This window comes from Bifidobacterium leontopitheci, assembly GCF_009193355.1.
Taxonomy (GTDB): Bacteria; Actinomycetota; Actinomycetes; order Actinomycetales; family Bifidobacteriaceae; genus Bifidobacterium; species Bifidobacterium leontopitheci.
Genome location: NZ_WBVT01000031.1, coordinates 14,558 through 37,965 on the forward strand (window position 1 = coordinate 14,558; position 23,408 = coordinate 37,965).

General features: G+C 65.2%; 20 protein-coding genes, 1 other RNA gene and 1 pseudogene. 15 read left to right on the forward strand and 7 right to left on the reverse strand.

Annotation, left to right across the window (positions count from 1 at the left end; translation table 11 throughout):
* Window positions 1-166: 166 nt before the first annotated feature.
* From mraZ to ssrA, 13 genes are all read left to right on the forward strand, one after another.
* Complete coding sequence (mraZ, locus tag F7D09_RS08690; protein ID WP_193312410.1) at window positions 167-691, forward strand: division/cell wall cluster transcriptional repressor MraZ; 525 nt, start codon at window positions 167-169, stop codon at window positions 689-691.
* A complete protein-coding gene (gene rsmH / locus F7D09_RS08695; protein WP_152235006.1) occupies window positions 691-1,836 on the forward strand; it encodes a 16S rRNA (cytosine(1402)-N(4))-methyltransferase RsmH in 1,146 nt (381 codons plus the stop codon). The genes mraZ and rsmH overlap by 1 nt, the downstream gene beginning before the upstream one ends.
* A gap of 1 nt (window position 1,837) precedes the next feature.
* Entirely contained in the window at window positions 1,838-2,299 is a 462-nt protein-coding gene (locus F7D09_RS08700; RefSeq protein ID WP_152235008.1) for a hypothetical protein, read from the forward strand.
* Window positions 2,296-4,119, forward strand: a complete 1,824-nt coding sequence (locus F7D09_RS08705; RefSeq protein ID WP_152235010.1) for a peptidoglycan D,D-transpeptidase FtsI family protein — start codon at window positions 2,296-2,298, stop codon at window positions 4,117-4,119. The genes F7D09_RS08700 and F7D09_RS08705 overlap by 4 nt, the downstream gene beginning before the upstream one ends.
* 54 nt (window positions 4,120-4,173) lie before the next feature.
* The gene (locus F7D09_RS11490) at window positions 4,174-5,397 is read left to right on the forward strand and encodes a UDP-N-acetylmuramyl peptide synthase (protein WP_226836168.1); all 1,224 of its coding nucleotides are present in this window, start codon (window positions 4,174-4,176) and stop codon (window positions 5,395-5,397) included.
* A 14-nt stretch (window positions 5,398-5,411) separates the two neighbouring features.
* Window positions 5,412-6,956 (forward strand): UDP-N-acetylmuramoyl-tripeptide--D-alanyl-D-alanine ligase, encoded by a 1,545-nt coding sequence (locus tag F7D09_RS08715; protein WP_152235040.1) that lies wholly within the window; start codon window positions 5,412-5,414, stop codon window positions 6,954-6,956.
* An 89-nt stretch (window positions 6,957-7,045) separates the two neighbouring features.
* Window positions 7,046-8,152, forward strand: a complete 1,107-nt coding sequence (gene mraY, locus F7D09_RS08720; protein WP_152235012.1) for a phospho-N-acetylmuramoyl-pentapeptide-transferase — start codon at window positions 7,046-7,048, stop codon at window positions 8,150-8,152.
* A gap of 56 nt (window positions 8,153-8,208) precedes the next feature.
* A complete protein-coding gene (murD, locus tag F7D09_RS08725; RefSeq protein ID WP_152235014.1) occupies window positions 8,209-9,651 on the forward strand; it encodes a UDP-N-acetylmuramoyl-L-alanine--D-glutamate ligase in 1,443 nt (480 codons plus the stop codon).
* A 118-nt stretch (window positions 9,652-9,769) separates the two neighbouring features.
* Entirely contained in the window at window positions 9,770-10,978 is a 1,209-nt protein-coding gene (locus F7D09_RS08730) for a peptidoglycan glycosyltransferase FtsW (RefSeq protein ID WP_152235016.1), read from the forward strand.
* Window positions 10,979-11,050: 72 nt separating this feature from the next.
* Window positions 11,051-12,226 carry a UDP-N-acetylglucosamine--N-acetylmuramyl-(pentapeptide) pyrophosphoryl-undecaprenol N-acetylglucosamine transferase gene (locus F7D09_RS08735; RefSeq protein ID WP_152235018.1) on the forward strand — a complete coding sequence of 392 codons (1,176 nt, stop codon included), beginning with the start codon at window positions 11,051-11,053 and terminating at the stop codon, window positions 12,224-12,226.
* 99 nt (window positions 12,227-12,325) lie between these two features.
* On the forward strand, window positions 12,326-13,867 hold the full coding sequence (gene murC / locus F7D09_RS08740; protein WP_152235042.1) for a UDP-N-acetylmuramate--L-alanine ligase: 1,542 nt from the start codon (window positions 12,326-12,328) through the stop codon (window positions 13,865-13,867).
* Window positions 13,868-14,073: 206 nt separating this feature from the next.
* A complete protein-coding gene (locus F7D09_RS08745; protein ID WP_376863029.1) occupies window positions 14,074-15,171 on the forward strand; it encodes a cell division protein FtsQ/DivIB in 1,098 nt (365 codons plus the stop codon).
* Between the two features lie 89 nt (window positions 15,172-15,260).
* Window positions 15,261-15,657: a transfer-messenger RNA gene (ssrA, locus tag F7D09_RS08750) on the forward strand.
* A 379-nt stretch (window positions 15,658-16,036) separates the two neighbouring features.
* Here the strand turns inward: ssrA and F7D09_RS11495 are convergent.
* Window positions 16,037-16,153: pseudogene (locus tag F7D09_RS11495) on the reverse strand (IS256-like element ISBibr1 family transposase); the annotation flags it as partial.
* A 433-nt stretch (window positions 16,154-16,586) separates the two neighbouring features.
* A complete protein-coding gene (locus F7D09_RS08755; protein ID WP_152235021.1) occupies window positions 16,587-17,300 on the reverse strand; it encodes a hypothetical protein in 714 nt (237 codons plus the stop codon).
* Between the two features lie 413 nt (window positions 17,301-17,713).
* On the opposite strand from F7D09_RS08755, the gene F7D09_RS08760 reads away from it, so the two are divergent.
* Window positions 17,714-18,883 (forward strand): tyrosine-type recombinase/integrase, encoded by a 1,170-nt coding sequence (locus F7D09_RS08760; protein WP_193312412.1) that lies wholly within the window; start codon window positions 17,714-17,716, stop codon window positions 18,881-18,883.
* Window positions 18,880-20,121, forward strand: coding sequence for a tyrosine-type recombinase/integrase (locus F7D09_RS08765; protein ID WP_193312413.1), 1,242 nt, complete (start codon window positions 18,880-18,882; stop codon window positions 20,119-20,121). Before F7D09_RS08760 ends, F7D09_RS08765 begins: the two co-directional genes overlap by 4 nt.
* Window positions 20,122-20,626: 505 nt before the next feature.
* Here the strand turns inward: F7D09_RS08765 and F7D09_RS08770 are convergent.
* The 5 genes from F7D09_RS08770 to F7D09_RS11500 form a co-directional block, all read right to left on the reverse strand.
* Window positions 20,627-21,046 carry a hypothetical protein gene (locus tag F7D09_RS08770; RefSeq protein WP_152235025.1) on the reverse strand — a complete coding sequence of 140 codons (420 nt, stop codon included), beginning with the start codon at window positions 21,044-21,046 and terminating at the stop codon, window positions 20,627-20,629.
* A complete protein-coding gene (locus tag F7D09_RS08775) occupies window positions 21,036-21,413 on the reverse strand; it encodes a hypothetical protein (protein WP_152235027.1) in 378 nt (125 codons plus the stop codon). The genes F7D09_RS08770 and F7D09_RS08775 overlap by 11 nt, the downstream gene beginning before the upstream one ends.
* A 288-nt stretch (window positions 21,414-21,701) precedes the next feature.
* Complete coding sequence (locus F7D09_RS08780; RefSeq protein ID WP_152235029.1) at window positions 21,702-22,058, reverse strand: helix-turn-helix domain-containing protein; 357 nt, start codon at window positions 22,056-22,058, stop codon at window positions 21,702-21,704.
* An 88-nt stretch (window positions 22,059-22,146) separates the two neighbouring features.
* The gene (locus tag F7D09_RS08785) at window positions 22,147-22,872 is read right to left on the reverse strand and encodes a hypothetical protein (RefSeq protein ID WP_193312414.1); all 726 of its coding nucleotides are present in this window, start codon (window positions 22,870-22,872) and stop codon (window positions 22,147-22,149) included.
* A 269-nt stretch (window positions 22,873-23,141) separates the two neighbouring features.
* A partial coding sequence (locus tag F7D09_RS11500; RefSeq protein WP_226836170.1) for a hypothetical protein occupies window positions 23,142-23,408 on the reverse strand: 267 nt, incomplete at its 5' end.

The window sequence follows — 23,408 nt, forward strand, 5'->3', positions numbered from 1 at the left end:
TCGCCGCACCGGGCGCCGATGGCGTCCGGCGGCCGCCTTCGGCCGTGTTGTGGAGGAAGCGCGTCAATATCGCGTCGAAAAACGCATTTTGTGGGGTGAGATGGGGAGATGTGGGGTAAAGTGGTGAATCGGTATACCCGGATTCATAAGTCAAGGAGGTGGAACGTTGGTCGAAGACTCTCAGATTCGCGCTGACGAAGCCGCCTCCGCGCCGATGACGAATCCGGCTGCGGCGGAGCAGTTTTCGCTTCCGCCGCTGCTGCTTGGCACGTACACGCCGAAGATCGACGCCAAGGGACGGATGGCGCTCCCCGCCAAATTCCGCTCCCAGCTTGGCCCCGGTCTGGTCATGGCGCGAGGTCAGGAGCGGTGCGTCTACCTGCTGCCGCAGAGCGAGTTCCGCCGCATCGCCGTGCAGATCCAGCACACGTCGATGGGCAACAAGGCCGCACGCGACTACCTGCGCGTGTTCCTGTCCGGGGCGGTGGACCAGGATCCCGACAAGCAGGGCCGTGTATTGGTGCCCCAGATGCTGCGCGACTACGCGAATCTGGGCAATGACATCGTGGTGATCGGCGTGGGGACCCGCGCCGAGATATGGAACCGAGAGGCTTGGGAGCGTTACTTGAACGAAAAGGAACAGGGCTATGCGGACATAGCCGACGACGTGCTGCCGGCGGTGGGATTCTGATGACCGATTTCTCAGCGATCCACAAGCCGGTGCTCCTTGACGAGTGCGTGTCCCTGATGTCGCCTGCCCTCGAAGGCCAGGGCGCCGTCGCGGTCGACTGCACCCTGGGCCTGGCCGGGCACACCATCGCATTCCTCAAGGCATGCCCCAACGCGAAGGTGATCGGCATCGACCGTGACGAGGAGGCCCTGGCGATGGCGACCGAGCGGGTCGCCGGCGAAGGGCTGTCCGACCGCTTCACCCCCGTGCATGCCGCCTTCGACGAGTTCTCCGCCGTGCTGGACGATCTGGGCGTCCGCCGGGTGAACGCCGCGTTCATGGATCTGGGCCTGTCCAGCCTGCAGATCGACGAGACCGACCGCGGGTTCTCCTACGCCCACGACGCGCCGCTCGACATGCGCATGGACGTGAGCCAGACGCTCACCGCCCGGCAGATCCTGGCCGAATACCCGGCCGAACGGCTTGCCGGCATCTTCCGCACATACGGCGAGGAACGGTTCGCCCGGCAGATCGCCCGCGAGATCGTCAAACGCCGCGGCCGCGATCCGCTGACCACATCCGACCAGCTGACCCGTCTCGTCGACGAGGTCGTGCCGCAGGCCCACCGCCCTGCAGGCAACCCCGCCAAGCGCGTGTTCCAGGCGCTGCGCATCGAGGTCAACGGCGAGCTGGACAAGCTTGCCGGCACGCTGCCGCAGATCGCCTGCCGTCTCGCACCCCACGGCCGCCTGGTCGTCGAGTCGTACCACTCGCTCGAAGACCGCACGGTGAAGACGTTCATGGCCGAGGGCCTGCGCATCGACGCGCCGGCCGGGCTGCCCGTCATTCCCGAGGACGCCAAGCCGTTCTTCGAGCCGCTGACCCGTGGCGCCGTCAAGGCGGACGAGGCCGAGGTGGCGCGCAATCCCCGCTCGGCGTCGGTCAGACTGCGCGGCGTGGAGCTCATCCGCCCGCTGCCGCAGCGCTGGCGCAGCCGGTATCTGGCGCAGGCAAGCGACGACGACGCGTATGAGCGCAGCGTCGCACAGGCCAAGGGGCGGCCCGCGCGCCGCGCCGCGGTCGCTCACGACAGGGACGGCGCCACGCGGCGCACAGGACGCAACACTGCAGGAAGAACCGACGACAACCACGGAAGGAGGCGCTGACATGGCGGCACCGATGCTTTCATCGCGACCTGACGCCGCTCCGGCAGGCCGCGAGGCCGAACAGGGCGGCCGCCCCGCCGCGCGCCCCGAACTGCATGTCGTCGAAAACCCGAGGCATGACGTGAAGGCGTCCGCGGCCGGCAACCTCGAACGGGTCATCGAATGGACCCGCATGCGCGGCACGTCCCTCGTCCACGTCGTCATCGCCATCGTGTTCCTGGTGGCCACGCTGCTCGGCACCCTCATGCTGCGCACGCAGATGGTCCAGAACTCCTTCGACTCGGCCAAGACGCAGGAGCGCATCGACATGCTCACCCAGGACGTGCAGGACGACCAGGCGAAGCTCGACTCCCTCGTGTCGTCCCTGCCGGACAAGGCGCAGAAGATGGGCATGGTCCCGCAGCAGGATTCCGTCACCATCGACCTCAACGGATACAAGCCGAGCAAGGGGTCCGCGCAATGAAAGGACAGACGGGCCTCATGGCCTCGATACGCAACTGGTACAGGCCGAGGGCGTTCCTCGTCAAATGCGTCGCGATCGGCGTCGTCCTCGCCTTTGTGGCGTCTGCATGCCTGGCGCAGCTCGTCGCGATCCAGCTGATCGACGGGCAGACCACCGCGCAGGCGGCCACGCAGTCGCGCACGCAGAAGGTCGTCGTACATTCGATGCGCGGCCGCATCCTGGACACCAACGGCACGGTCCTCGCGCAGAGCGTGGAACGCTACGACATCGTCGGCGACCCATGGGCGGTCTCCACGTTCAGCCCGATCGACTGCGGCACCACCAAGGCCAAGCAGGCCGGCTTCTGCCACAGCGTGAACGGCAAGCCCGTCGGCCTGAAGGGCTCCGCGGCCGTCGCCCGCATGCTCGCCCCCGTGCTCAAGATGGACGCCAAGGAGCTCGGCGCGCAGCTGACCGGCACCGGCCGGTACGTGGTGCTCAAGAAGAACGTGACGCCGACGGTCAAACGGGCCATCGACGACATGCATCTCGGCGGCGTGGTCTACGGACTGCTGACCAGCCAGCGCGTCTATGCCAACGGCACCCAGCTGGGCGCGCTGCTCGGCGGCGTCGACGACTCCGGCAAGGGTGTCGCGGGCATCGAGCAGATGAAGAACACGCTCCTCACCGGCACCGACGGCTACGTCGTCTACCAGCGCGGCAACGGCGGCGAGGAGATCCCCGGCACCACCACCGCCACCAAGGCGGCGGTCAACGGCTCCGACGTCACGCTCACCATCGACCATGACGTGGACTGGTACGTCAAGCAGGCGCTCAAGGAAGGCCAGAAGAAGACCGGCGCCGCATGGGCCATCGCCGTCGTGCAGGAGATCGACAGCGGCGAGATCCTCGCGCTCGAGGACACCGACGACATCAAGGCGGGCAGCGACCAGGCGAAGCTGACCACGTCGCGCGCCGTCAGCGAGACTTTCGAGCCCGGCTCCTCGGGCAAGGTGATCACCATGTCCGGCCTGCTGCAGACGGGACTGCACAAGGCGACCGACAAGTTCACCGTGCCGTACTCGTTCACGAAGGACGGCCAGGAGTACCATGACTCCTCCCAGCATGGCAGCGAGCGCTGGACGCTGGCCGGCATCATCAAGAACTCCTCGAACGTGGGCACGGTCATGGCGTCGTCCCGGTACACGAACAAGCAGCGCTACGAGTTCCTGACGAAATTCGGCATCGGGCAGAGCAGCGGCCTGAACATCCCCGGCGAGTCGTGCGGCCAGCTCGGCACCCCCGAATCGTGGGACGGGCGAACCAGCAACACCGTGCTGTTCGGCCAGGGATACTCGACGAACGCGCTCCAGCTGACGAACGTCGTCGCCACCATCGGCAACAAGGGCGTGCGCCGTCAGCAGTCGCTGATCAAGTCGGTCACCGACGCCAACGGCCGCACCGAGACGTTGCCTGAGGGTACGTCGACCAGGGTCATCGACGAGAAGGTCGCCGCCGACGTGAAGGACGCGATGGAATCCGTCGCCGAAAGCTACAGCAAGGTCGTCAGCGTCAAGGGATACCGCATCGCCGCCAAGTCCGGCACCGCGGAGGTGGCGGGCTCCGACGGCCGGCTGACTTCGATCGTCGCAGACTTCACCGGCGTGATCCCCGCCGACAATCCGAAATTCGCCATCACCGTGGTCATGAAGGACCCGAAGGGCACGTACGGCGGCATGACCGCCGGACCGGTGTTCGCGCAGATTGGTGAATTCCTTATGCAGAAGTACAACGTGCAGCCGTCCAGCCCGCGCAAGAATGCTATTGCAGTGGACTGGTGAGCATGGATACGGACATGAACCGGCATGATCGCCGGCAGGAAGGAAGGTTGGGCCATGAGCGTGGTCAGTGAAGCCGTCGGGCGGCGTGTGACGCTGGGCTATCTCGCCGACCGGTACGGTCTTGAACTCGACCCGTCGTTCGCGACGGGCGTCACCGTCACCTCCATGGCGGACGACATCGAATCCGTACGCCCCGGCGGCCTGTACGCGCCGGCGGACGACGTCGACCTGAAACGACTTGAGGAGGCCCGCGCCCGCGGCGCCTACGCCGTGCTGATGCCGGCCGGCACGCTCCCCGAACGGGCCACGGCGGACGCCGCGACGGAAACGGGCGAGGACGGCAGCCCGGCGCAGGTCCCGCAGATCCCGCTGCTCGCCGGCGACCTGGACGACCGGCTCATCGGCGAGATCGCCGCCGACCTGGCCGGCACCCCGGCGAACGCGCTCGCCGTGTTCGCGGTCAGCGACGACGACCCCGAACGGTGCGAACGCCACGCCGCCTCGGTGGCGAGCTTCCTGCACATCCTCGGCAACCCGGTCGGCCTGATATCGGCATCCGGCTCCAAGTCGCTGGAACGCGACCTCGACGTGCAGTATCCGCTGGGCATCCTCGACATCCAGCAGCTGCTCTCGGTATGCGTCGAGGACGGGGCCGCCGCCATCGTCTTCGCGCTGGACGAGCGTACGCTGACCGCCGAAGCGTTGTCGGGAGTGAACGTGGACGTCATCGGCCTGGACAGCGCCGCTGACAGTGACGCCACTGACAGTGACGCCACTGACATGGACGCCGCAACGTCGCACGTCGGCAGGAACGCCGGCGGGGAGTCCGCGCAGGGCGGCGCCGCGACGAACGCGGACGACGAGCGCACCGAGGTCATCGCCAAACACGGCGCCGATGGCGTCGCAGACAATGGCGGCACCGACGGCGGCGCGGGTGCCGTGCGCGGCCTTGACACCTCGCAGGCGCCCACCATATCGTTGCCCAAGCTCGGCGCCGGCGCGCTGCTGAACTCGCTGCACGCCGACCGTCGCGCGTGGGCGCAGCGGCTGAGCGACACATACGGATTCATCATGGACGGGCAGACGCATGTGACTGCGAGGGAAGCGCAGTCCGACATGCTCGCCGCCCAGGCGCCCGCCGCGGCGGGGGACGAACGGGCCCGGGAACTGTCACTGTCCATCGCGATGGCCATGGCCGCAGGCGTGCGCAAAAGCAACATCCGCAGTGCGCTGCGCGTATCCCACGAACTCAACACACAAGAGGAGCACAACGCATGAACACTCAGGACACGATGATGCCCATGACCCTCGGCCAGGTCGCCGACGCGGTCGCAGGCGAACTCGTACTCCCCGCTGCCGGCGAGACGGGCGGCAGCGGGCCGGAGCCGATCGCACGGTCCGTCGTCAGCGACTCGCGTCAGGTGCGTCCCGGTTCGGTGTTCGTCGCCATCGCCGGCGAACGCGTCGACGGCCACGACTTCGTAGCCAAGGCCGCACAGGACGGCGCGATCGCCGCGCTGGTCCAGCATCGCGTGGACGCGCCCGTCGCGCAGATCGTCGTGCCCGACACCGTGGAGGCGCTCGGCGCGCTCGCCAAGGCGAACATCGCGATGCGCCGGGCGTCCGGCAAGCCGTTCACGCTCATCGGCATCACCGGCTCGGTCGGCAAGACCACCACCAAGGACCTGCTCGCCTCGCTGCTGGCGCATCTCGGCCCCACCGTCGCGCCCGTCGGCAGCTTCAACAACGAGATCGGCCTGCCGCTCACCGCGCTCAAGGTCGGCCAGGACACGCGATTCTTCGTCGCGGAGATGGGCGCCAATCATCTTGGCGAGATCGCGCGGCTGACCGTCATCGCGCCGCCGGACATCGCACTGGTGCTCAAGGTCGGCTGCGCCCACCTCGGCGAGTTCGGCTCGGTCGAGCGCATCGCCCAGGCGAAAAGCGAGATCGTGCGCGGCCTGGTGCCGGGCGGCCTCGCGGTGCTCAACGCCGAAGACGGCCACGTGTCGGCCATGGAGGGCATCGTCGGCGGCGACCATGCCGCATGGTTCGCCCGCCGTGACGAGCCCGTATCGCAGGAGGCAGAGGGCTTCATCACCGACGCCGCCGATCCGCTGCACGGCGTGATGCACGCCGCGGACATCACCATTGACGACGACGACCATCCGTCGTTCACGCTCATTGCGCCGGATGGCCGGACGGCCCCGGTGCGCCTCGCGATCCCCGGCGCGCACAACGTCATGAACGCGCTCGCCGCGGCAAGCGTCGCCCGCATCGTCGGGATGGACCTCGCCGACATCGCCGGGGCGCTCGGCGAGAAGACGTCCATCAGCCCGCATCGCATGGCCGTCTCCCGGATCGACCTGGGCACCGGCGCGTTCACGCTGATCGACGACTCGTTCAACGCCAACCCGGATTCGATGCGCGCCGGACTCGACGGCCTCGGCAGGTGGCATGCCGGCAAGCCGGTGTACCGCGTCGCCGTCCTCGGCGCGATGCTCGAGCTCGGCGGCGACGAGAAGTCGCTGCACGAGCAGGTCGGCGCCTATGCCGCCGGCAAGGCGGATGCGGTCATCGCCGTCGGCAACGGGGAATCCCATGTCGACTCGCTCGCCGACGCGCTGGCGCAGGGGGCGAGGTCCCAGCTGGCGGCCACTGGCGGTGACGAAGGCTCGGTGCATCTGGTGCACGACATCGACCAGGCGAACGATCTGGTCGGCAGGCTGGCCGGCGACCACGACGCCATGGCCGTGCTCCTCAAGGGCTCGCACGTCTCCGGTCTGAGCGCGCTGGCCACCCGCTGGGCCGACCACGCCGCCGAACAGGCGCGATGACAGGCAGTCGCGCAGAATGACCATGGGAAACCGATCAACGCAAACGCAAGACCTCATCGGATCACACATCAGGGAATGGGAGTGCTGAATTGATTTCGCTCATTATTGGAATTCTGGTGTCGCTGGTGGTCATCATCGCCGGCACGCCGATGATGATCAATCTGGTGCACCGGCTGCATTACGGCCAGTACATCCGTCAGGACGGGCCGAAGTCGCATCTGGTCAAACGCGGCACGCCCACGATGGGCGGCGTCGTCATCGTGCTCGCCATCGTGCTCGGCTGGGGCGCGTCGGCCTTGTACCGGTTCATCCGCGGCGGATCCGTGCCGTCCATGTCGGCGGTGCTGGTGCTGTTCGCCATGGTGTCGATGGGCCTGCTCGGCTTCATCGACGACTTCGCCAAGGTGCGCAAGAAGCAGAACCTCGGCCTGTCCATCCACGCGAAGTTCATCGGCCAGTTCATCTTCGCCACCCTCTACGCGGTGCTCGCTCTGCTCATCCCGACGAAATCCGGCTTCCCGAGCGCGCAGGCCGGCATGAGCTTCATCGAGAAGCCGTTCTTCGACTTCAACTTCGCCGGCCAGGTGGTCGCCACGATCCTGTTCGTCGTGTGGGTGAACTTCCTGATGACCGCATGGACCAACGCGGTGAACCTCACCGACGGCCTGGACGGCCTGGCGTCCGGATCGTCGATGATCGCGTTCGCCGGCTACGGGATCATCGCCTTCTGGGAGAGCTACCACATCAGGGGAGGCACCCATCAGGGCTACTCGTATGCGGTGTCCGACCCGCTCGACCTGACCATCATCGCCTGCTGCGCCGCGATCGCCTGCTTCGGCTTCCTGTGGTACAACTCGAACCCGGCCACCATCTTCATGGGCGACACCGGCTCGCTGGCGTTGGGCGGCCTGTTCGCGGCGCTGTCGATCGCCACGCACACCGAGTTCCTCGCCATCATCATCGGCGGCCTGTATGTGATCGAGGTCATGAGCGACGTCATCCAGATCGCGTCGTTCAGGCTGTTCCACCGGCGCGTGTTCAAGATGGCGCCGGTCCACCATCATTTCGAGCTGCTCGGCTGGAGCGAAGGCAAGGTCGTCGTGCGGTTCTGGATGATCGAGTTCCTGTTCATGATCGTCGGCCTCGTGCTGTTCTACGGCGATTGGGTGACCCGCTCCGGGCTGCTGTTCAACTGACGGCGGCGCGGTCGCGTGCGTGAACGGCGCGAGGGCAATGTGATAAGGAGACAGATATGGATAATGTCAAGGATTTGAGCGCGATGACCGTGCTGGTGGCCGGATTGGGGATTTCCGGCCGCAGCGTCGCCGAGGTGCTGCGCGACCGTGCGGCCCGCGTGGTCACCGTCGACGAAGGCAAGCCGGAGGCCGACCTGCACTCGTTCGACGACATCGACTGGGACGATGTCGATATGGTCATGACCTCGCCGGTGTTCAATCCCCGCACGCCGTTCATCCTCGAGGCGCAGCGCCGCGGCATCCCGGTCGTCAGCGAGGTCGAGATCGCATGGATGCTGCGCGCCGACACCGCGCGCACCGGCGCACCCGCCCCCTGGATCGGCATCACCGGCACGAACGGCAAGACGTCCACCACCGAGATGACCTCGGCCATGCTGTGCGCCTGCGGCCTCAACGCGCCTGCCGTCGGCAACATCGGCAAGGCGGTCTCCCATGCCGCGGTCGAAGCCGACAACGACGTGCTGTGCGTCGAACTGAGCTCCTTCCAACTGCATTTCACCGATTCGCTCGAACTTGACTGCGCGGCGATCACCAACATCGCCGACGACCATCTCGACTGGCATGGCGGCATCGACAACTACGCCGCCGACAAGTCCAAGGTGTTCCGGGGCGTGAAGAAGGCCCTCGTGTACAACGCCGACGACGCGCGGGTGAGCGCGTTGGCGGCCGCCGCGACCACCGCCGAGGGATGCCGCCGCATCGGCTTCACCCTCAAGGCGCCCGTCGCCGGCCAGATCGGCGTGGATGACGGCTGGATCGTCGACATGAGCGGCGTCGCCGGCGGCGAGCCCGGTCAGGCGACACGACTGGCGAAGGTGAGCGAGTTCGCCCACCTGTGCGAGCCCGACGGCACCGTCTACCCGCATCTGCTGGCCGATGCGCTCACCGCGCTCGCGCTCGCGCTGGGTCTGGGCGCCGACCTGGGCAAGTCGCTGGACGCGCTCCGGGCGTTCGCCCCGGGCGGCCACCGCATCCAAACCGTCGCAAAGGCCACGCTTGCCGACGGCGGCACCGTGCGGTTCGTGGACGACTCCAAGGCGACGAACGCCCACGCCGCGCGGGCGTCGCTAAGCAGCTTCGCGCCCAAGAGCGTGATCTGGGTCGCAGGCGGCCTGGCCAAGGGTAGCCGGTTCGAGCAGCTGGTCGCCGACCAGGCGCATACCATCAAGGCGGCCGTCATCATCGGCGTCGACCAGCGGCCCATGCTGGACGCCTTCGCCGCCAGCGCCCCCGACATCCCGATCACCGTCATCGCGACCGAACCGCGCGAGACCGTGATGGAACGCGCCGTCGACGCGGCGGGCGCATATGCCGCCGACGGCGACGTGGTGCTCATGGCTCCCGCCTGCGCATCCATGGACCAGTTCGTCTCCTACGCGGACCGCGGCAACCAGTTCGCCCGCGAAGCCACGCGATGGGCGGGCCGGCATGGGCGCTGACGCCGAATCCGCCAACGGGCGCGCCCCCAGGTCCGCAAGGTCCGTGCGGTCCGCTGACGCCTCCTCGCCGTCCGCCGGCGCGGCGTCAGCGGGCACGGTACGGCGGTCCCAAGGGCGCATGGCCGAACGTGCGCCATCCGAATCGTCACGACGCGATGCCGACACCCGCCGCCTCGACTCGTATACGGGCATCCGCGCCCTGCTCAACCCGCTGTGGTGCTACCACGGGTTCATCGCCGCGGTCATGGTGCTCACTGCGATCGGCGCGGTCATGGTGTTCTCCAGCTCCACCGTCTCCATGGTCTCGCAGGGCAAGTCCCCGTTCGACAAGGCGAGCACGCAGGCGTTGTTCTGCGCCATCGGCATCGTCGTCGGCGGACTGCTCATGATCGTGCCCATGCGCGTGTACCGCAGGATCAGCGTGTTCGTCGTCATGGGGGCCATGGCGTTGCAGCTGCTCACGTTCACGCCGCTCGGCGTCGACGTCAACGGCAACAGGGGTTGGATCAACGTCGGCTTCACCATCCAGCCGGCCGAGGTCACCAAGCTCGCGTTGTGCATCTGGCTGCCGTCCGCGATGATCACCGCCCGCAAACGGTATGCGTCCGTAGGCTTCATCAAGGCGTACGGGCCGGCGCTGGCCGTGTTCGCGCTCAGTGCGGCCCTGGTGTTGGGCGGCAAGGATCTGGGCACGACGCTCATCATCTTCATGATCGGATTCGTGGCGTTCCTGCTTGGCGGCTTCCCCGGCAAGATCCTCAGCATCGCCACCGGCGTGCTGGCGGTCGCGATCGGCATCGGAGTCAGCCTGAGCCCGAACCGTCTCGGACGCGTCCTCGCCACCTACCAGGAGTGCACGGGCACGCAGATGCAGGGCGTCTGCTACCAGTCGATCCACGCGCAGTACGCGCTTGCCGAAGGCGGCCTGCTGGGCGTCGGCATCGGCAACTCGCGCGAGAAGTGGAACTACCTGCCGGAAGCGCACAACGACTTCATCTTCGCCATCATCGGCGAGGAGCTGGGGTTCGTCGGCGCGTTCGCCGTGATCCTGCTGTTCGTCGTGCTCGGCTGGTGCATGATCTGCGTGGCCCTGCGCACCCGCGACCGTTACGTTTCGGTCAGCCTGCTGTGCATCACCGTGTGGATCGTCGGTCAGGCGCTGATCAATATCGGCGTGGTCGTCAAGGTGTTCCCGGTGATGGGCGTGCCGATGCCGTTCGTCTCCTCGGGCGGCTCCTCGCTGGTCATGTGCATGGCCGCGGCAGGAGTCGCCGCATCGCTGATGCGCGCCCAGCCGGAGATCAAGGCCGACACGTCACGTGCCTGAAAGCCCCGCCGCAAACGAGCGCGAACCGTTGCGGCGTGGCGTTTTTCACTGTTCGCGGTAAGCTCGGGGATTATGAGTTCTTCACCTGTCCACATCGTTCTTGCCGGCGGCGGAACAGCCGGCCATGTCAACCCGCTGCTCGCGGTCGCCGACGCGATCCGCCGCATCGAGCCGCAGTCGCAGGTCAGCGTCATCGGCACCGCGGTCGGCCTCGAGCATGACCTCGTGCCGCAGGCCGGCTACGAGCTCGACACCATCGACAAGGTGCCGTTCCCCAGACGCCCCAACAAGGCGGCGCTGGAGTTCCCGTTCAAATGGCGTCGCGAGACGAAGAAGGTGCGCCAGATCCTCGAACGGCGTCAGGCGGATGTCGTCGTGGGCTTCGGCGGATACGCGTCCGCGCCGGCATACTCCACGGCGCATCGCATGGGCATCCCCGTGGTGATCCACGAGCAGAACGCGCGCGCCGGCATGGCCAACAAGCTCGGTGCGCGGTACGCCGCATTCATCGGCACCGCCTACGAGAACACCGGTCTCAAGGCGGCCGAAGGCGCAAGCATCGAGCGTGTTGGCCTGCCGCTGCGCCCGGCGATCAGCGCGCTCGCCTCGCAGTTCGAGACCGATCGGGCCGCCGCACGCCGTGACGGCGCACTGGCGCTCGGCCTTGACCCGAACCGTCCCATCGTGCTGGTCACCGGCGGCTCGCTCGGCGCGGTCAGCCTCAACCGGGCCATCGCCTCCAGCGCGTCCGTGCTGCTGGACAAGGCCCAGGTAATCCACCTGACCGGCAAGGGCAAGATCGATGAGGTCAAGTCGCTCGTGACCGCCGACGCCGGCGCGCAGACGTTGTGCGGCGTCGGGCCGGACTCCCAGGGCGAGGGCGACTATCATGTGACGCAGTACCTCGAACGCATCGACCTCGCCTTCGCGTGCGCCGACCTGGTCATCTGCCGTTCCGGCGCGGGCTCGGTGTCCGAGCTCAGCGCACTGGGCCTGCCGGCCGTATACGTGCCACTGCCGATCGGCAACGGCGAACAGCGGTTCAACGCCCAGCCGGTGGTCGAAGCCGGTGGCGGCATGATGATCGCCGACCGCGACTTCACGGCCGACTGGGTGCGCGGCCACATCCCCGCGCTGCTCGACGACCGCGACCGCCTGCGCGACATGGGCGCGAAGGCGTGGCGGTACGGCATCAGGAACGCCGCCGACGTGATGGCGCGGCATGTCCTGAAGGCGGCCCGCGCCTGACCGGTGCCGCAGCCTTGCGCATAGGAATCATCAAGGAGAACAGTAGTGTCTGAAAAGTCTCAGTCAAACGGTGACGGCACCGCCATCGACCTCGAGCCGATGCGCGCGGCATTCGACGAATCCGCCACGGTGGGCGACCTCGGCGTCACCCATTTCATCGGCATCGGCGGCGCCGGCATGAGCGTGCTCGCCGAAATGCTCCACGAACAGTCGGTGCCCGTCGACGGCTCCGACCGCGAGGAGGGGGAGAAGGCGAAGCGTCTGGAATCCCTCGGCATCGACGTGCAGATCGGCCAGCGCGAGGAGAACGTGGCGAAGGCCGACACGGTCGTCTACTCGAGCGCCATCAAGTCGGACAATCCGGAAATCGTCGCCGCCGCCCGGCGCGGGGTGCGCATCGTGCACCGCAGCGACATCCTCGCCCTGCTCATGCACACCCGTCGTGCCGTCACCATCGCCGGCGCCCATGGCAAGACCACCACCAGCTCGCTGCTCGCGCACATCCTCGTGCACGCCGGCGAAGGAACGCTCGCCGACCCGAGCTACGCCATCGGCGGCACCATCCAAGGACCGGACGGGCGCGTGCTGGACGGCGGCCACGCCGGCAAAGGCGACGTGCTGGTCGCCGAAGCCGACGAATCCGACGGCAGCTTCGACAAGTACCGCCCCGAGATCGCGGTCATCACCAACGCGGAGGCCGACCACCTCGACCACTATGGCGACGAGGCGCACTACGTCGCCGCCTTCGTCGCGCACGCCGGCCACGCCAGCGGCCACGTGATCATGACAGGCGACGACGAAGGGGCTCGCGCCGTGCTGCACGGCCTCACGCCGGCCGTCGCGGCACGCACCATCGTCTACGCCACCAGCCCGTCCGAGGAGCTCGGCGATCTCGACGGCGCCGCCCTCGTGCGCATCGACGCCGAACATGAGACGGCGCTCAGCGGCGCCGAAGGGTTCACCATGCACGTGCCCGCCGCCGTGCTGGCGCAATGCCCGGCCGCCGCAGGGGACGGCGACGACCTCGCGCTGCCGGTCCGCCTCGCCATCCCCGGCATGCACAACGCACGCAACGCCACCGCGGCCATCCTCGCGGCGATGCTGCTCGGCATCGAACCGCATCGCGCAGCCGAAACCGCCGCAACGTTCCTAGGAGCCTCCCGCAGGTTCCAGGTGCACGGCGAGGCGGACGGCGTCACCGTCGTCGACGACTACGCCCACCATCCCACCGAGATCAACGCGCTGCTTGACGCGGCACGCCGCCGCTACCCGGGCTCGCGCATCCACGTGCTATTCCAGCCGCACCTGTTCTCCCGTACGCGCACGTTCGCGCATGAGTTCGCGCAGGCGCTGTCCAAAGCCGACGACGTGATCGTCACCGGCATCTTCCCCGCGCGCGAACTGCAGCAGGACTTCCCCGGCATCGGCGCGCAGACCATCGTCGACGCGGCCGCAGGCGTCGCACACGATCCCACGCCATGGATCGAAGCGGTCGAGGACATGCACACCGCCGCGCAGATGATCGCGATGCGCGCCAAACCGACCGACGTGGTGTTCACGGTCGGGGCCGGTGATATCACCGCCATGGCCCCGGTCATCCTGCACGCGCTGCAGGCGCGAGGCGCGGTCGGCGGACGCTGATGGCAAGCAGGCGCATCGTATCCTCCGGCACCAGCGGACATGCCGGCGGCGATACGGCCGGCGGTCGTTCGCGTATCCCGGCGGAAGACGGCGATGCCGGACAGCGGTGGGCCGGTCGGGGGCGAGTCGTCTCCTCGAAAGGCGAGAGCGCCGATTCGGCCCGGCAGTCCGGTGGCAAGGCCCGGCGCGTCGCGGCATCCGCCTCGATGACCGCGCGGGCGTCGGGGCGGGCCGTCACATCCCAGTCGGCGGTGTCACGGACGGCAACGTCAAAATCGGCAACGTCACGGTCGGCAACGTCACGGTCGGCAACGTCACGGTCGGTCAAGTCGCCCGCGCGCAGCGTCGTTTCACGCAAGGCGTCCTCGCGTACCCATCCTGAACGCAGCACGCACGGACGCGCGGTCGACGCACACGGCGGACGCACGGGCCGCGACGTGCAGTCGCAGGCCCAGGGGTTCGTGGACGCGCGCGCATTGCGCAGCGACGATGTCCTCGGACGCACGTTGAGCGAGAACGTCGGGCCGCTCGGCGTCGCCACGAGGCCGAAAGTGCTCGATTTCGACGCGCGGCTCAAGGAACGGCGCAAGGCCGGCTCTAAAGTCGTCGCCTTGCGGCTGCTCATCGTCGCGCTGGTATGCGCGGCGATCGGCGGACTGGTCTGGCTGCTGCTGTTCTCCACGGTGTTCCGGCTGGAACGTGCCGACATCAGCATCAGCGGCGTCAACGAGTGGGTCAGCCGCAGCGAGGTCATGGACATCGCCAGCCAGCAGTCCGGCAAGTCGCTGTTCCTTGTCTCAACCGACGATATCGACACCAAACTGAAGAACATCCCCGGCGTCACCCAGGCGGAGGCGGTCAAGCACTACCCACGCTCGCTGACCGTGACGGTCAAGGCGCAGCAGCCGGCAGCCATGCTCAAGGAGCCGGACGGCACGCTCGTCGCCGTCGACCGTAAGGCGCGGGTGCTCAACGCGGTGGGGAAGGCCTCCACCAAGGGCATCCCCGTCATCGAAGTGAGCTCCGTGAGCAAGGGGCTGAACAGCAGGGCCGTCAAGGAGGCGCTGAACATCCTCGGCGGACTGCCCGACACGATGCGCAACGCCATCACCAAGGTCAGCGCGAAGACGCAGGATTCCATCACCACCGAGCTTGATTCCGGCGCCATCGTGGTGGTGTGGGGCGACTCGTCTCAGCTGGAGCTCAAATCGGCGATCGTCGACAAGCTCACCAACGACAAATCCGCGTTGGGCGGCAAGCACCAGATTGACGTGTCGGCGCCCAGCAGGCCGATCATCAAGTGACGGTCGGGACACGCGGGGACTTGCGTTCCGTACGCACTGGGTTATACTGAAGAGTCCGGTCAAAAGGCCGGGCTTGATAATTCAAGATTGGGGCTGATCGGTTTCGACGGTGACCTGTTCGTCGCAGGGAAGCGTGCCGAGAACGCAGGGTCCGCTCGTGGATGTCCCCTGCAAAAGAATAAGTGCTAAATCTAACCGCACTGAGTTCGCTCTCGCTGCCTGAGCTTCGCGCCAGGATTAACCAGTGAGCAGCCGCTCCGTTCACTCCCTCACGTCTTCGGGGGGATGCTGAGCGTCGTTAAGAAGACTTGCTGACGCCGCTGCGCTACAGGGCGACGTCGGGACTTTTACTGTGGATATGCTCGCCATCGGTTGTCTGCGACACAGATGGGGGCAGAAAAACCGCCGCACGGCCAGCAGACTACGCACGTAGAAGACTGAGGGTTCGGTCATCGGACCGGGGTTCAATTCCCCGCAGCTCCACGAATTGAAAGCGCCACCCCCACGCGGGGTGGCGCTTTTTCGTTGAAGCGATGGGGCCTGAGCTGCAATCCGCGCTGGTTTCCGACATCACTGGTTCCAACCGTTTCGGTCAGTTTTCGCATCTTTTCGCAGGTATGATATGGGACGGCGAATGAGACAAGCCCATGCAGGAATCAAACAAGAAATCAAACGAACGAGCCGGCCATGGCAAGGAAACAAGGAATCGGCACCGTTCAACCCAAACCCAACAAGGAACACCCCCACCAGATTGTTTCCGGGTTAAGGGTCAAAAAGTGTGTCTTATCCGGGCATGTTGCCGGCGTGTCGGGGTCTAGTGCGGGCGTCCGGCCCAGCCCCTCCTGACGCCGAACCCGCCCTCGTACGCGTCGACGCCGCCTTCGAGCCGGTTCGTGGTGCCGGCCACCGAATCGCGCGCCGTCAGCGCGGGGTCGAGGAACACGAACGGCATGCCCTTGCGGAACGGCTTCTCCAGCCTCCGGCGCCGGGGCCCAGACGTTCCAGCACCACGCGACGCGCCGGGCGCCGGCCTTAGTGAACCCGTTCCCTCGCATCGGCTCCCCACACAAGGGGCACTTCCTCGCCCCCGAAGACTTATTCCTGCCCATGGAACAAGCAAACACGGAAAGTCAAGCACCACGCCGGATCAACACCCGAAACGATGACCACACCCCGACACGATGACCACACCCCGACACGCAAGACAGGAGAACGCCCCACCCCGGATTTAAGACACACTTTTTGACCCTTAACCCCTTTTCATCAACCCGGTCAAATACGCCACTGCGGAAAACGCGTACGAGGGCAACACGTGGATGATCGCCCGATGACTCAACGTCATGCTATGTGTGGTTACCCATACCACGAATGGATGCATGACCACATGGCCGTGTGAGAGGAGGCATTAAGGTATCTCATCCCCGTGTTTCGGAGATATAGAGTTCATATTTCTGTCCCCTGTCAAACGTCGTGTATCCAAGCTGGACGAAATTGCCTTCATGTTCGCTGAGAAAACCGTATTCTTTACGGGGGTATCGGCTTTCGTACACTATTTCATTCGACGGCCAATCCACCGACAATAATCTCATGCGGGGTTTTGCTTTAGAACCTATGGCGGGCGGGATTCTTTCTACTAGAACCTCACCGTGCCAATCGCGATTTGCTTTCATGAAAGGGGTCAGTCGATTGCTTTTGGCGTCGAAAAAAATCTGAAAGAAACGCATATCTGCGGAAACCGGGATATGCAGAATAGAAGCGGCTCGTTCGTGCAAATCATTAGCTTTTGCAATGCTGTTAGCATCCAGAATTTCTTGGCATGACACCGGCCATCGGCGGCAGTGTTTTAATGCGAAAGCAATGACTTGCAACTCAGGTGCCCCGGGAAGCTTTAGCTTGATTACAGGATTATAGTCATCGCTATCATCTTCTTGTATTGAATCAATGTATGCTACCGTGCTCAGTTCCCAGCCAAGCGTGTTGGTCATGCGACAAATGTCTAAGATGTGTGCTGTTTTCCATAGTGCGAAAGGAACTCCGTTGTAGGAAATGACGGTGCAATTTTCTTTGTATTCGTCCGTATATTCGGAGAACCGTTGTTTGATGCTTTCCGGAGCAATGGATATAGACACGGTGAATTTGCTGCCGGTTGAGAATCTCGGCAAGTTGGCGGAGCTGCAAAATCCTATAGAGCGACAGCCGTCTGCCCTGAAAATGGTGAAAGTATGTCCGCTGAGCGTTGCTGTGTTACATGCCTTAGCTACTAGATCTTCTAATCTCATTGTCGTCGGTTCGAGTCCGACCGGGGTCACTAGTAAAACCCTTGGAATTTCAACGATTCTAGAGGTTTTTCTACATTGCATTTTCTGCATATTTTCATCTCAAAACAACTGAAATCGACAGGGCTAAGGGTGCACAGGGGGTGCAAAAATACCCCCTTGCATCCAGCCCGCGACACGCCGGAGATGGAAACATGACACAGCAACGACGAAGTTTCGGGAAGATCAAGAAAATGCGTTCGGGGCGCTTCCAAGCGTCCTACCTAATGAACGACGAACGGTTCAACGCGCCGGACACGTTCGCCACGCGCAAGGAAGCCGACGCATGGCTTAATGACGTGCGGGCGTCGATCAGCCGCAATGAGTGGGTTGACCCGCGGCTTGCGGGGCAGACGTTCAAGGTGTACGCGCTGACGTGGCTAAGGGAGCGGGCGGGCGATCTTGCGCCCGGCACGGCGGCGCAGTACGCGGGGCTGCTTGACGGTCTGCTGCTGCCGACGTTGGGCGGCATGGGCATGGCGGACATCACGCCGTTGACGGTCAAGCAGTGGCGGGCGGCGGCGCTGGACGGCTACAGGCGTCGCGCCGAGTCGGGCGAGCTGCCGAACAAGAAGAGCACCGGGGCAACGCGCGTCACTCAGGCCTACAGGCTGCTGCGGGAGATCATGGGTGAGGCGGTGCGCGATGAAGTCATACGCCGTAATCCGTGCGTGCTGCGGGGCGCGGGGTACATCAAGGCCGCGGAGCGCAAGCCCGCCACGCTCGAAGAAGTGGACACGATCGCCGGGAACATGCCGGAACGGTACCGGGCGCTTATCCACATGGCCGTATGGTCGGGCTTGCGGTTCGGCGAGCTTGCGGGCTTGCGGCGGCGCGACATGGTGCTTGTGGTGACGGACGGCGGGGCGATCTGCTACCGGGTGAACGTGGACAAACAGGCGTACCGTCTTGGCGGCAGACTGTACGAGGACGCGAAGCCCAAGACGGACGCGGGGCGGCGAGTGGTCTACCTACCCGCCCACCTGACCGACGTCATGACCGAGCACATGGCGCGGTACACGGCTGCGGGCGACGACGCCTATGTGTTCGGCACGCGCAACGGCACGCCCATGGCGAACAACGCCGTGGGCAAGATGTTCAGGCGGGCGCGTGAGGCTGCGGGGCGCGACGATCTGCGGTTCCACGATCTGCGGCACACCGGGGCGACGATAGCCGCCAAGGCCGGCGCCACCACCAAGGAACTCATGCAGCGCATGGGGCATAGCTCCATGCGGGCCGCGCTGATCTACCAGCACGCCGCCGAGGACGACGACAGGCGGCTTGCGGCGCGTATGGACGCCATAGCCGCCGACATGCGGGCGGGCGGCACGACTAGCGGCGCTGCGGGGCGGATACAGACGGGCGACGCTGCGGCGCGTGAGGCGGTGGCGGCATGATCGGGCGACGCGCGGAGCTGCCGGACACGTGGGCGCAAGCGGTGGCCGGGTTCATCGAGTACAAGACGGCGGCGGGGTTGAGCGCGGCGACGCTTGCGACGCGCTATAACCAGCTGCGGCGGTTCGCGGTGGCGGTGGACACGCCGCCCGAACGGGTGGACATGCGGCAGATCACGGCGCAGTTGGCCGCGTGCAAGAGCCAAAGCACGCGCAAGGGGCTGCGCAACTGCTTGGCCGGGTTCTTCCGCTGGTGCAAGCTCACCGGCTTGCGCGACGACGACCCGTGCCTCATGGTGCCGCATGTCAGGGAGCCGCGCCCGCACCCCAAGCCGGTGCCCGACGACGCGCTAGCCGCCGCGCTGGACAGGGCGACGGACACGGAGCGGCTGATACTGCTGCTAGCCGCCGAGTACGGTCTGCGGCGCGGCGAGATCGCCCGATTGCACAGCGATGACGTGGTGCCGCGCGGCGGCGGCTGGGCGCTGCTGGTCACGGGCAAGGGCGACAAGCAGCGCACGATACCCTTGCGCGACACGATGGCCGAACGGCTGCGGGCGGCACACGGGTACGTGTTCCCCGGACGGTTCGGCGGGCACGTGGAAGAGTCGTACATCGGCGCGCACATATCCCCGCTGCTGCCGGACGGGTACGGCGTGCACAAGCTGCGGCACCGGTTCGCCACGGTCGCCTACGCCGAGTCGCGCGACATGCTGGGCGTGTCGCGTGCGCTGGGCCACGCTTCCACCAAAGTCACCGAGCATTACGTGGCCTTGCCCGACGACTCATTATGCCGCGTGATGGACGCGGCGGCGGTGCAAGGCGGAGAGGAACGGGTAAGCCCGCCGCCGCGCCGGGAGCCGGAGCCGCCGAGACGCCCGAACGGAGACATACGGTACCGGTACGACGGCGCGCACGGCAAGATCACGGCGGGCACGACGCCGGAAGCGGTGCGCATGGCCGTGGTTCTCTGCCTAGACCTAGCCATGTGGCGACTGGACGGACGCCGTGAGTTCAGCGTGGCGGCGGAAGCATACGCCGAGGGGCACGGCGCGGACGGCGAGGGGCACGCGCGGCGCTCCAGCCCATTGCGGGCGGCGGCAAGACGATTAGCCAAGGCGGGCGTGATCGACCTTGTGCCCAACCATAAAGGACGGCTGGAAGGCGTCATCAATCAGGACGCCAAGACGCTGTGTTTCCTAGCACAGGCGTTGGCCGGCGAACTGGGCGGACGACGATAGCCAAGAACGACGCACGGAGCCGAACGGACACGCAAGCCGCCGCCGCGATCTGCCGGAACACGACAGACACGGCGGCGTCGCCATGCCCGCCCCCGCTGACTTGTCGATAATAAATATCATTTTCAAAAAAATTTTGTCAGGTCAGGGAAAATAAAAAACTTGTCGCGGGGTCTACCCGAGGGCGACTTGTTTAAAAAAACGGGTATGCCCTCTATTGAGAATGATTGTCGTTACCTAGAAGAGTCAGCCGGGGACATGCTTGCCGCCGCGTCCTTCAATCCATAATCAATCCCTCATATCCATAAAGCTAATGGGGGTATACAAACTGCATACCCTTTTGTATGCAGTTTGCGCCCTTTTGGGTATGCAGTTTGCGCCCCCGAGGGTATGCAGTCCGTACACCCTTCCGTATACAGTCTGTATACCCTTCTGCCGAACGCCACGCCGAACGGCGCCCCGAGGGTATGCAGTCCGTACACCCTTCCGTATACAGTCTGCATACCCTTTACATGCCGGGGCGTCCCATGGCGCGACGCTGGTAGCGTCCCAATTCTTGCCCCTCATTGGGGAACACTGCCTTGAGGCGATCTTGCATCACCGCCACCGATTCGGCTATGCGCACGTAGTAATCGCGTGCGTGGCCGCTGCGGGCGACAGGCCCTATGGGTTCTATCAGCCCCTTGTCTCTCAGTTCCTTAATGGCGCGGTTGAGGTTCCTGACCTTGCCGGGGTCATGGTACAGGTCTGTAGCCAAGGCGGCACGGGAACGGCGGAACACTGCGGGGGTCATAGAATTACCGTCCTTATCGGTGGTGTCGTAATCCACGGCGGCGCGTGCCATAGCCACCAGCACCAGCCGCGCCATGGGGGTCAGATCGAACGGTTCACCTAGCCGCACCGCCCATTTCGCCAAGTTATTGCCCATCGTAGCCCCCTATGGTCTGCCAAGGGTCTGCCGTCTGCTCCACGCCAAGAAGCCTATCGAGGTACAGCCCGCCGTGTTCCGCCGTGAGTTTCGCGGGGTTCGTCGCCATCCACACTTGCACGGCGCCCAGCGTCATGGACGGGCGCAAGTAGATCAGCTTACGGGCGGCGAGACGTGCCAGCGCCTTGTCAAGGAACGCGCGGGACAGTTCGCGGGCGTCACCGAGTTCAAACCACGGCAGACCGACGGCGTGGGCCATGTCGCAATACAGGACATCCCAATACCCGCTATGACCCCGCGCCCATACACTCAGACGAAGATACAGGCGTTTCGACAGGTAGCCTTCAGGCGGCGCATACCGCTTCATGGTTCATCACCCCCGTTTCGGTCAGTCGTACCAGCACGGCGTCATGCGTGGCCGGGCGTACGGATATGAGGCGTTCTCGGTCAAGCGCGGCGAGCGCGGCGCGTAGCGTAACTATCGTGTTCGCGTTGTTCCGCGTCCATATCCACGGCAAGCCGACAAGGTGGGCAAGATCGGCGTAGCGCACCGAGGTATAGCGTCGCGCGTCGCATGTGCTTGCAAGACGGGCGAGGATACGGCGTACAAGGTGGCGTTTCAGGACGCCGCCGTTGTCCCTAGGCGTGCGGGCGTTCACTGTCGCACCCCCTTGGCGCGTGCCGCGACTTCCGCGATGATCGCGGCAGCGCTGCTGTTTTGCAGATCGGCGGAACCGCGACGGCTGCGACGGCGGGCGGGCGGCGCTGCTGCGGCGGGCGCGGTCGGGCGTAGCGTGGTGGTGTGTTCGGCTATGAAGCGGCGGATATCGGCCACGGCGTACATGTTGCGAGGGCGTCCCGCCTTACCGGTGCTGGGCACCCTCACGACGGGCAGTTCACCCCGCGCCGTCCATCTGTCTATCGTCACGGCTTCGACGCCGAGCATGGCCGCGGCTTGCTGCCGGTTCACGATCAGGGCGGGCGTGGCGGTCGGTTGCGTGTTGCTTGTCATATTGTTCCCCTCACTGGGCAAGGGGAACCGCCTAGCAGTACGGGCGTGCTTCGATCAGCGGCGATACAAGATCAGCTAGTCGCCACGGCTAGACGGCACCCGTTGGAATTGGAACGGAGCCGCTAGAGCGGGCGGACTGAGGGGCACGCGGCAGAAGAGCCGCCGACACGATCAGGAGCGATACGACGGGCGCCGTATCCGGTGGCGCCCCGGTATCGGGGAAGGACAGCGCCGCAAGACGTTGCAGCACAGCGGCAAGTAGAGCGAGTGCCGCCGAGATGGTTGCAGAGGGTGCCGTATACGCCCGGCAGTCGGCGAGCATACGCAGACAGTCGGCACGCAGTTCAAGCATTCCAGCCGCCACGTATTCCGTCGCGTACTGGGCAAGCGCCAACAAGGCGTGTTCGTGCGCCCATTCGCGGACGGTTTCGACTGCTGCCGAGTTTCGCCACATGGCGATCAGTTCGGCGGTTTCCGTCGCCGTCAACTGTATTTCGTCGTCAAACATGAGATCGACGGCGGCGCAGATGGAAACGGTACCGTTCGCCATACCGACGAACAAGGCGCAACGGCGTGCCATGTCATCGAATGCGGCGGTGCAGCACGCGAAGGCGTCGCCCGCCCGGTTAGGGGTAATCCGTCCCGCGGGGATGACGGCGGGGGCGATCTTGACAGATTGCAGCACCTTGGACAGTTGCGCCACGAGATCACGACACTGTGAGCCGTGGGCAGTCCCGCCGTTATGCAGCACGACGACGCTAGCGATACGGCGGGTATCGCCTGACGTGACGACGTGCGTTGTTTCCATGAGCATTAACACTACCCCGGTTTTTCATCCAATGTCTACCAGCGCAGACAATTGACATCAATTATTTTGGCCGCGTTGGGGTGCACAGGGGGTGCAAGCAGAATTTCCCAACTTCAAAACCGTTGTAAAATAAGGCGTTAGAGGTGAAAATACATGTGACTTCTAAGCTCATGTAACGAGTATAGATTCTTGGGCGTGTGATTGGTAGTCGGCGCATGGCCTAGTTTCTTTCTCGGCCGAATATGTGTTCCGCGAACGTTTGTCCGATAATATAGCTATGCGCTACTCAACCAGCCGGCGCAATGGAACAAACGAAAGACTTCACGTAGGATTGCCTGGTTCTCTAATGAAATGTGAGGCTTCTGCTGTTTTCGTGGGTTAGATTGTGGGTTGGGGTAGTCGTATGTCGAGGCCGCCGGATAACGCCCGAAGTTTTGCGCACTTTGGTTCTGGCTTGGGTTGAGAACATGGCCCGTGTCCTGTGTACGATTTTCAGTCGCCAAACATAGAAAACCGCGATTGGAAGCGAGGACACAAGCCAT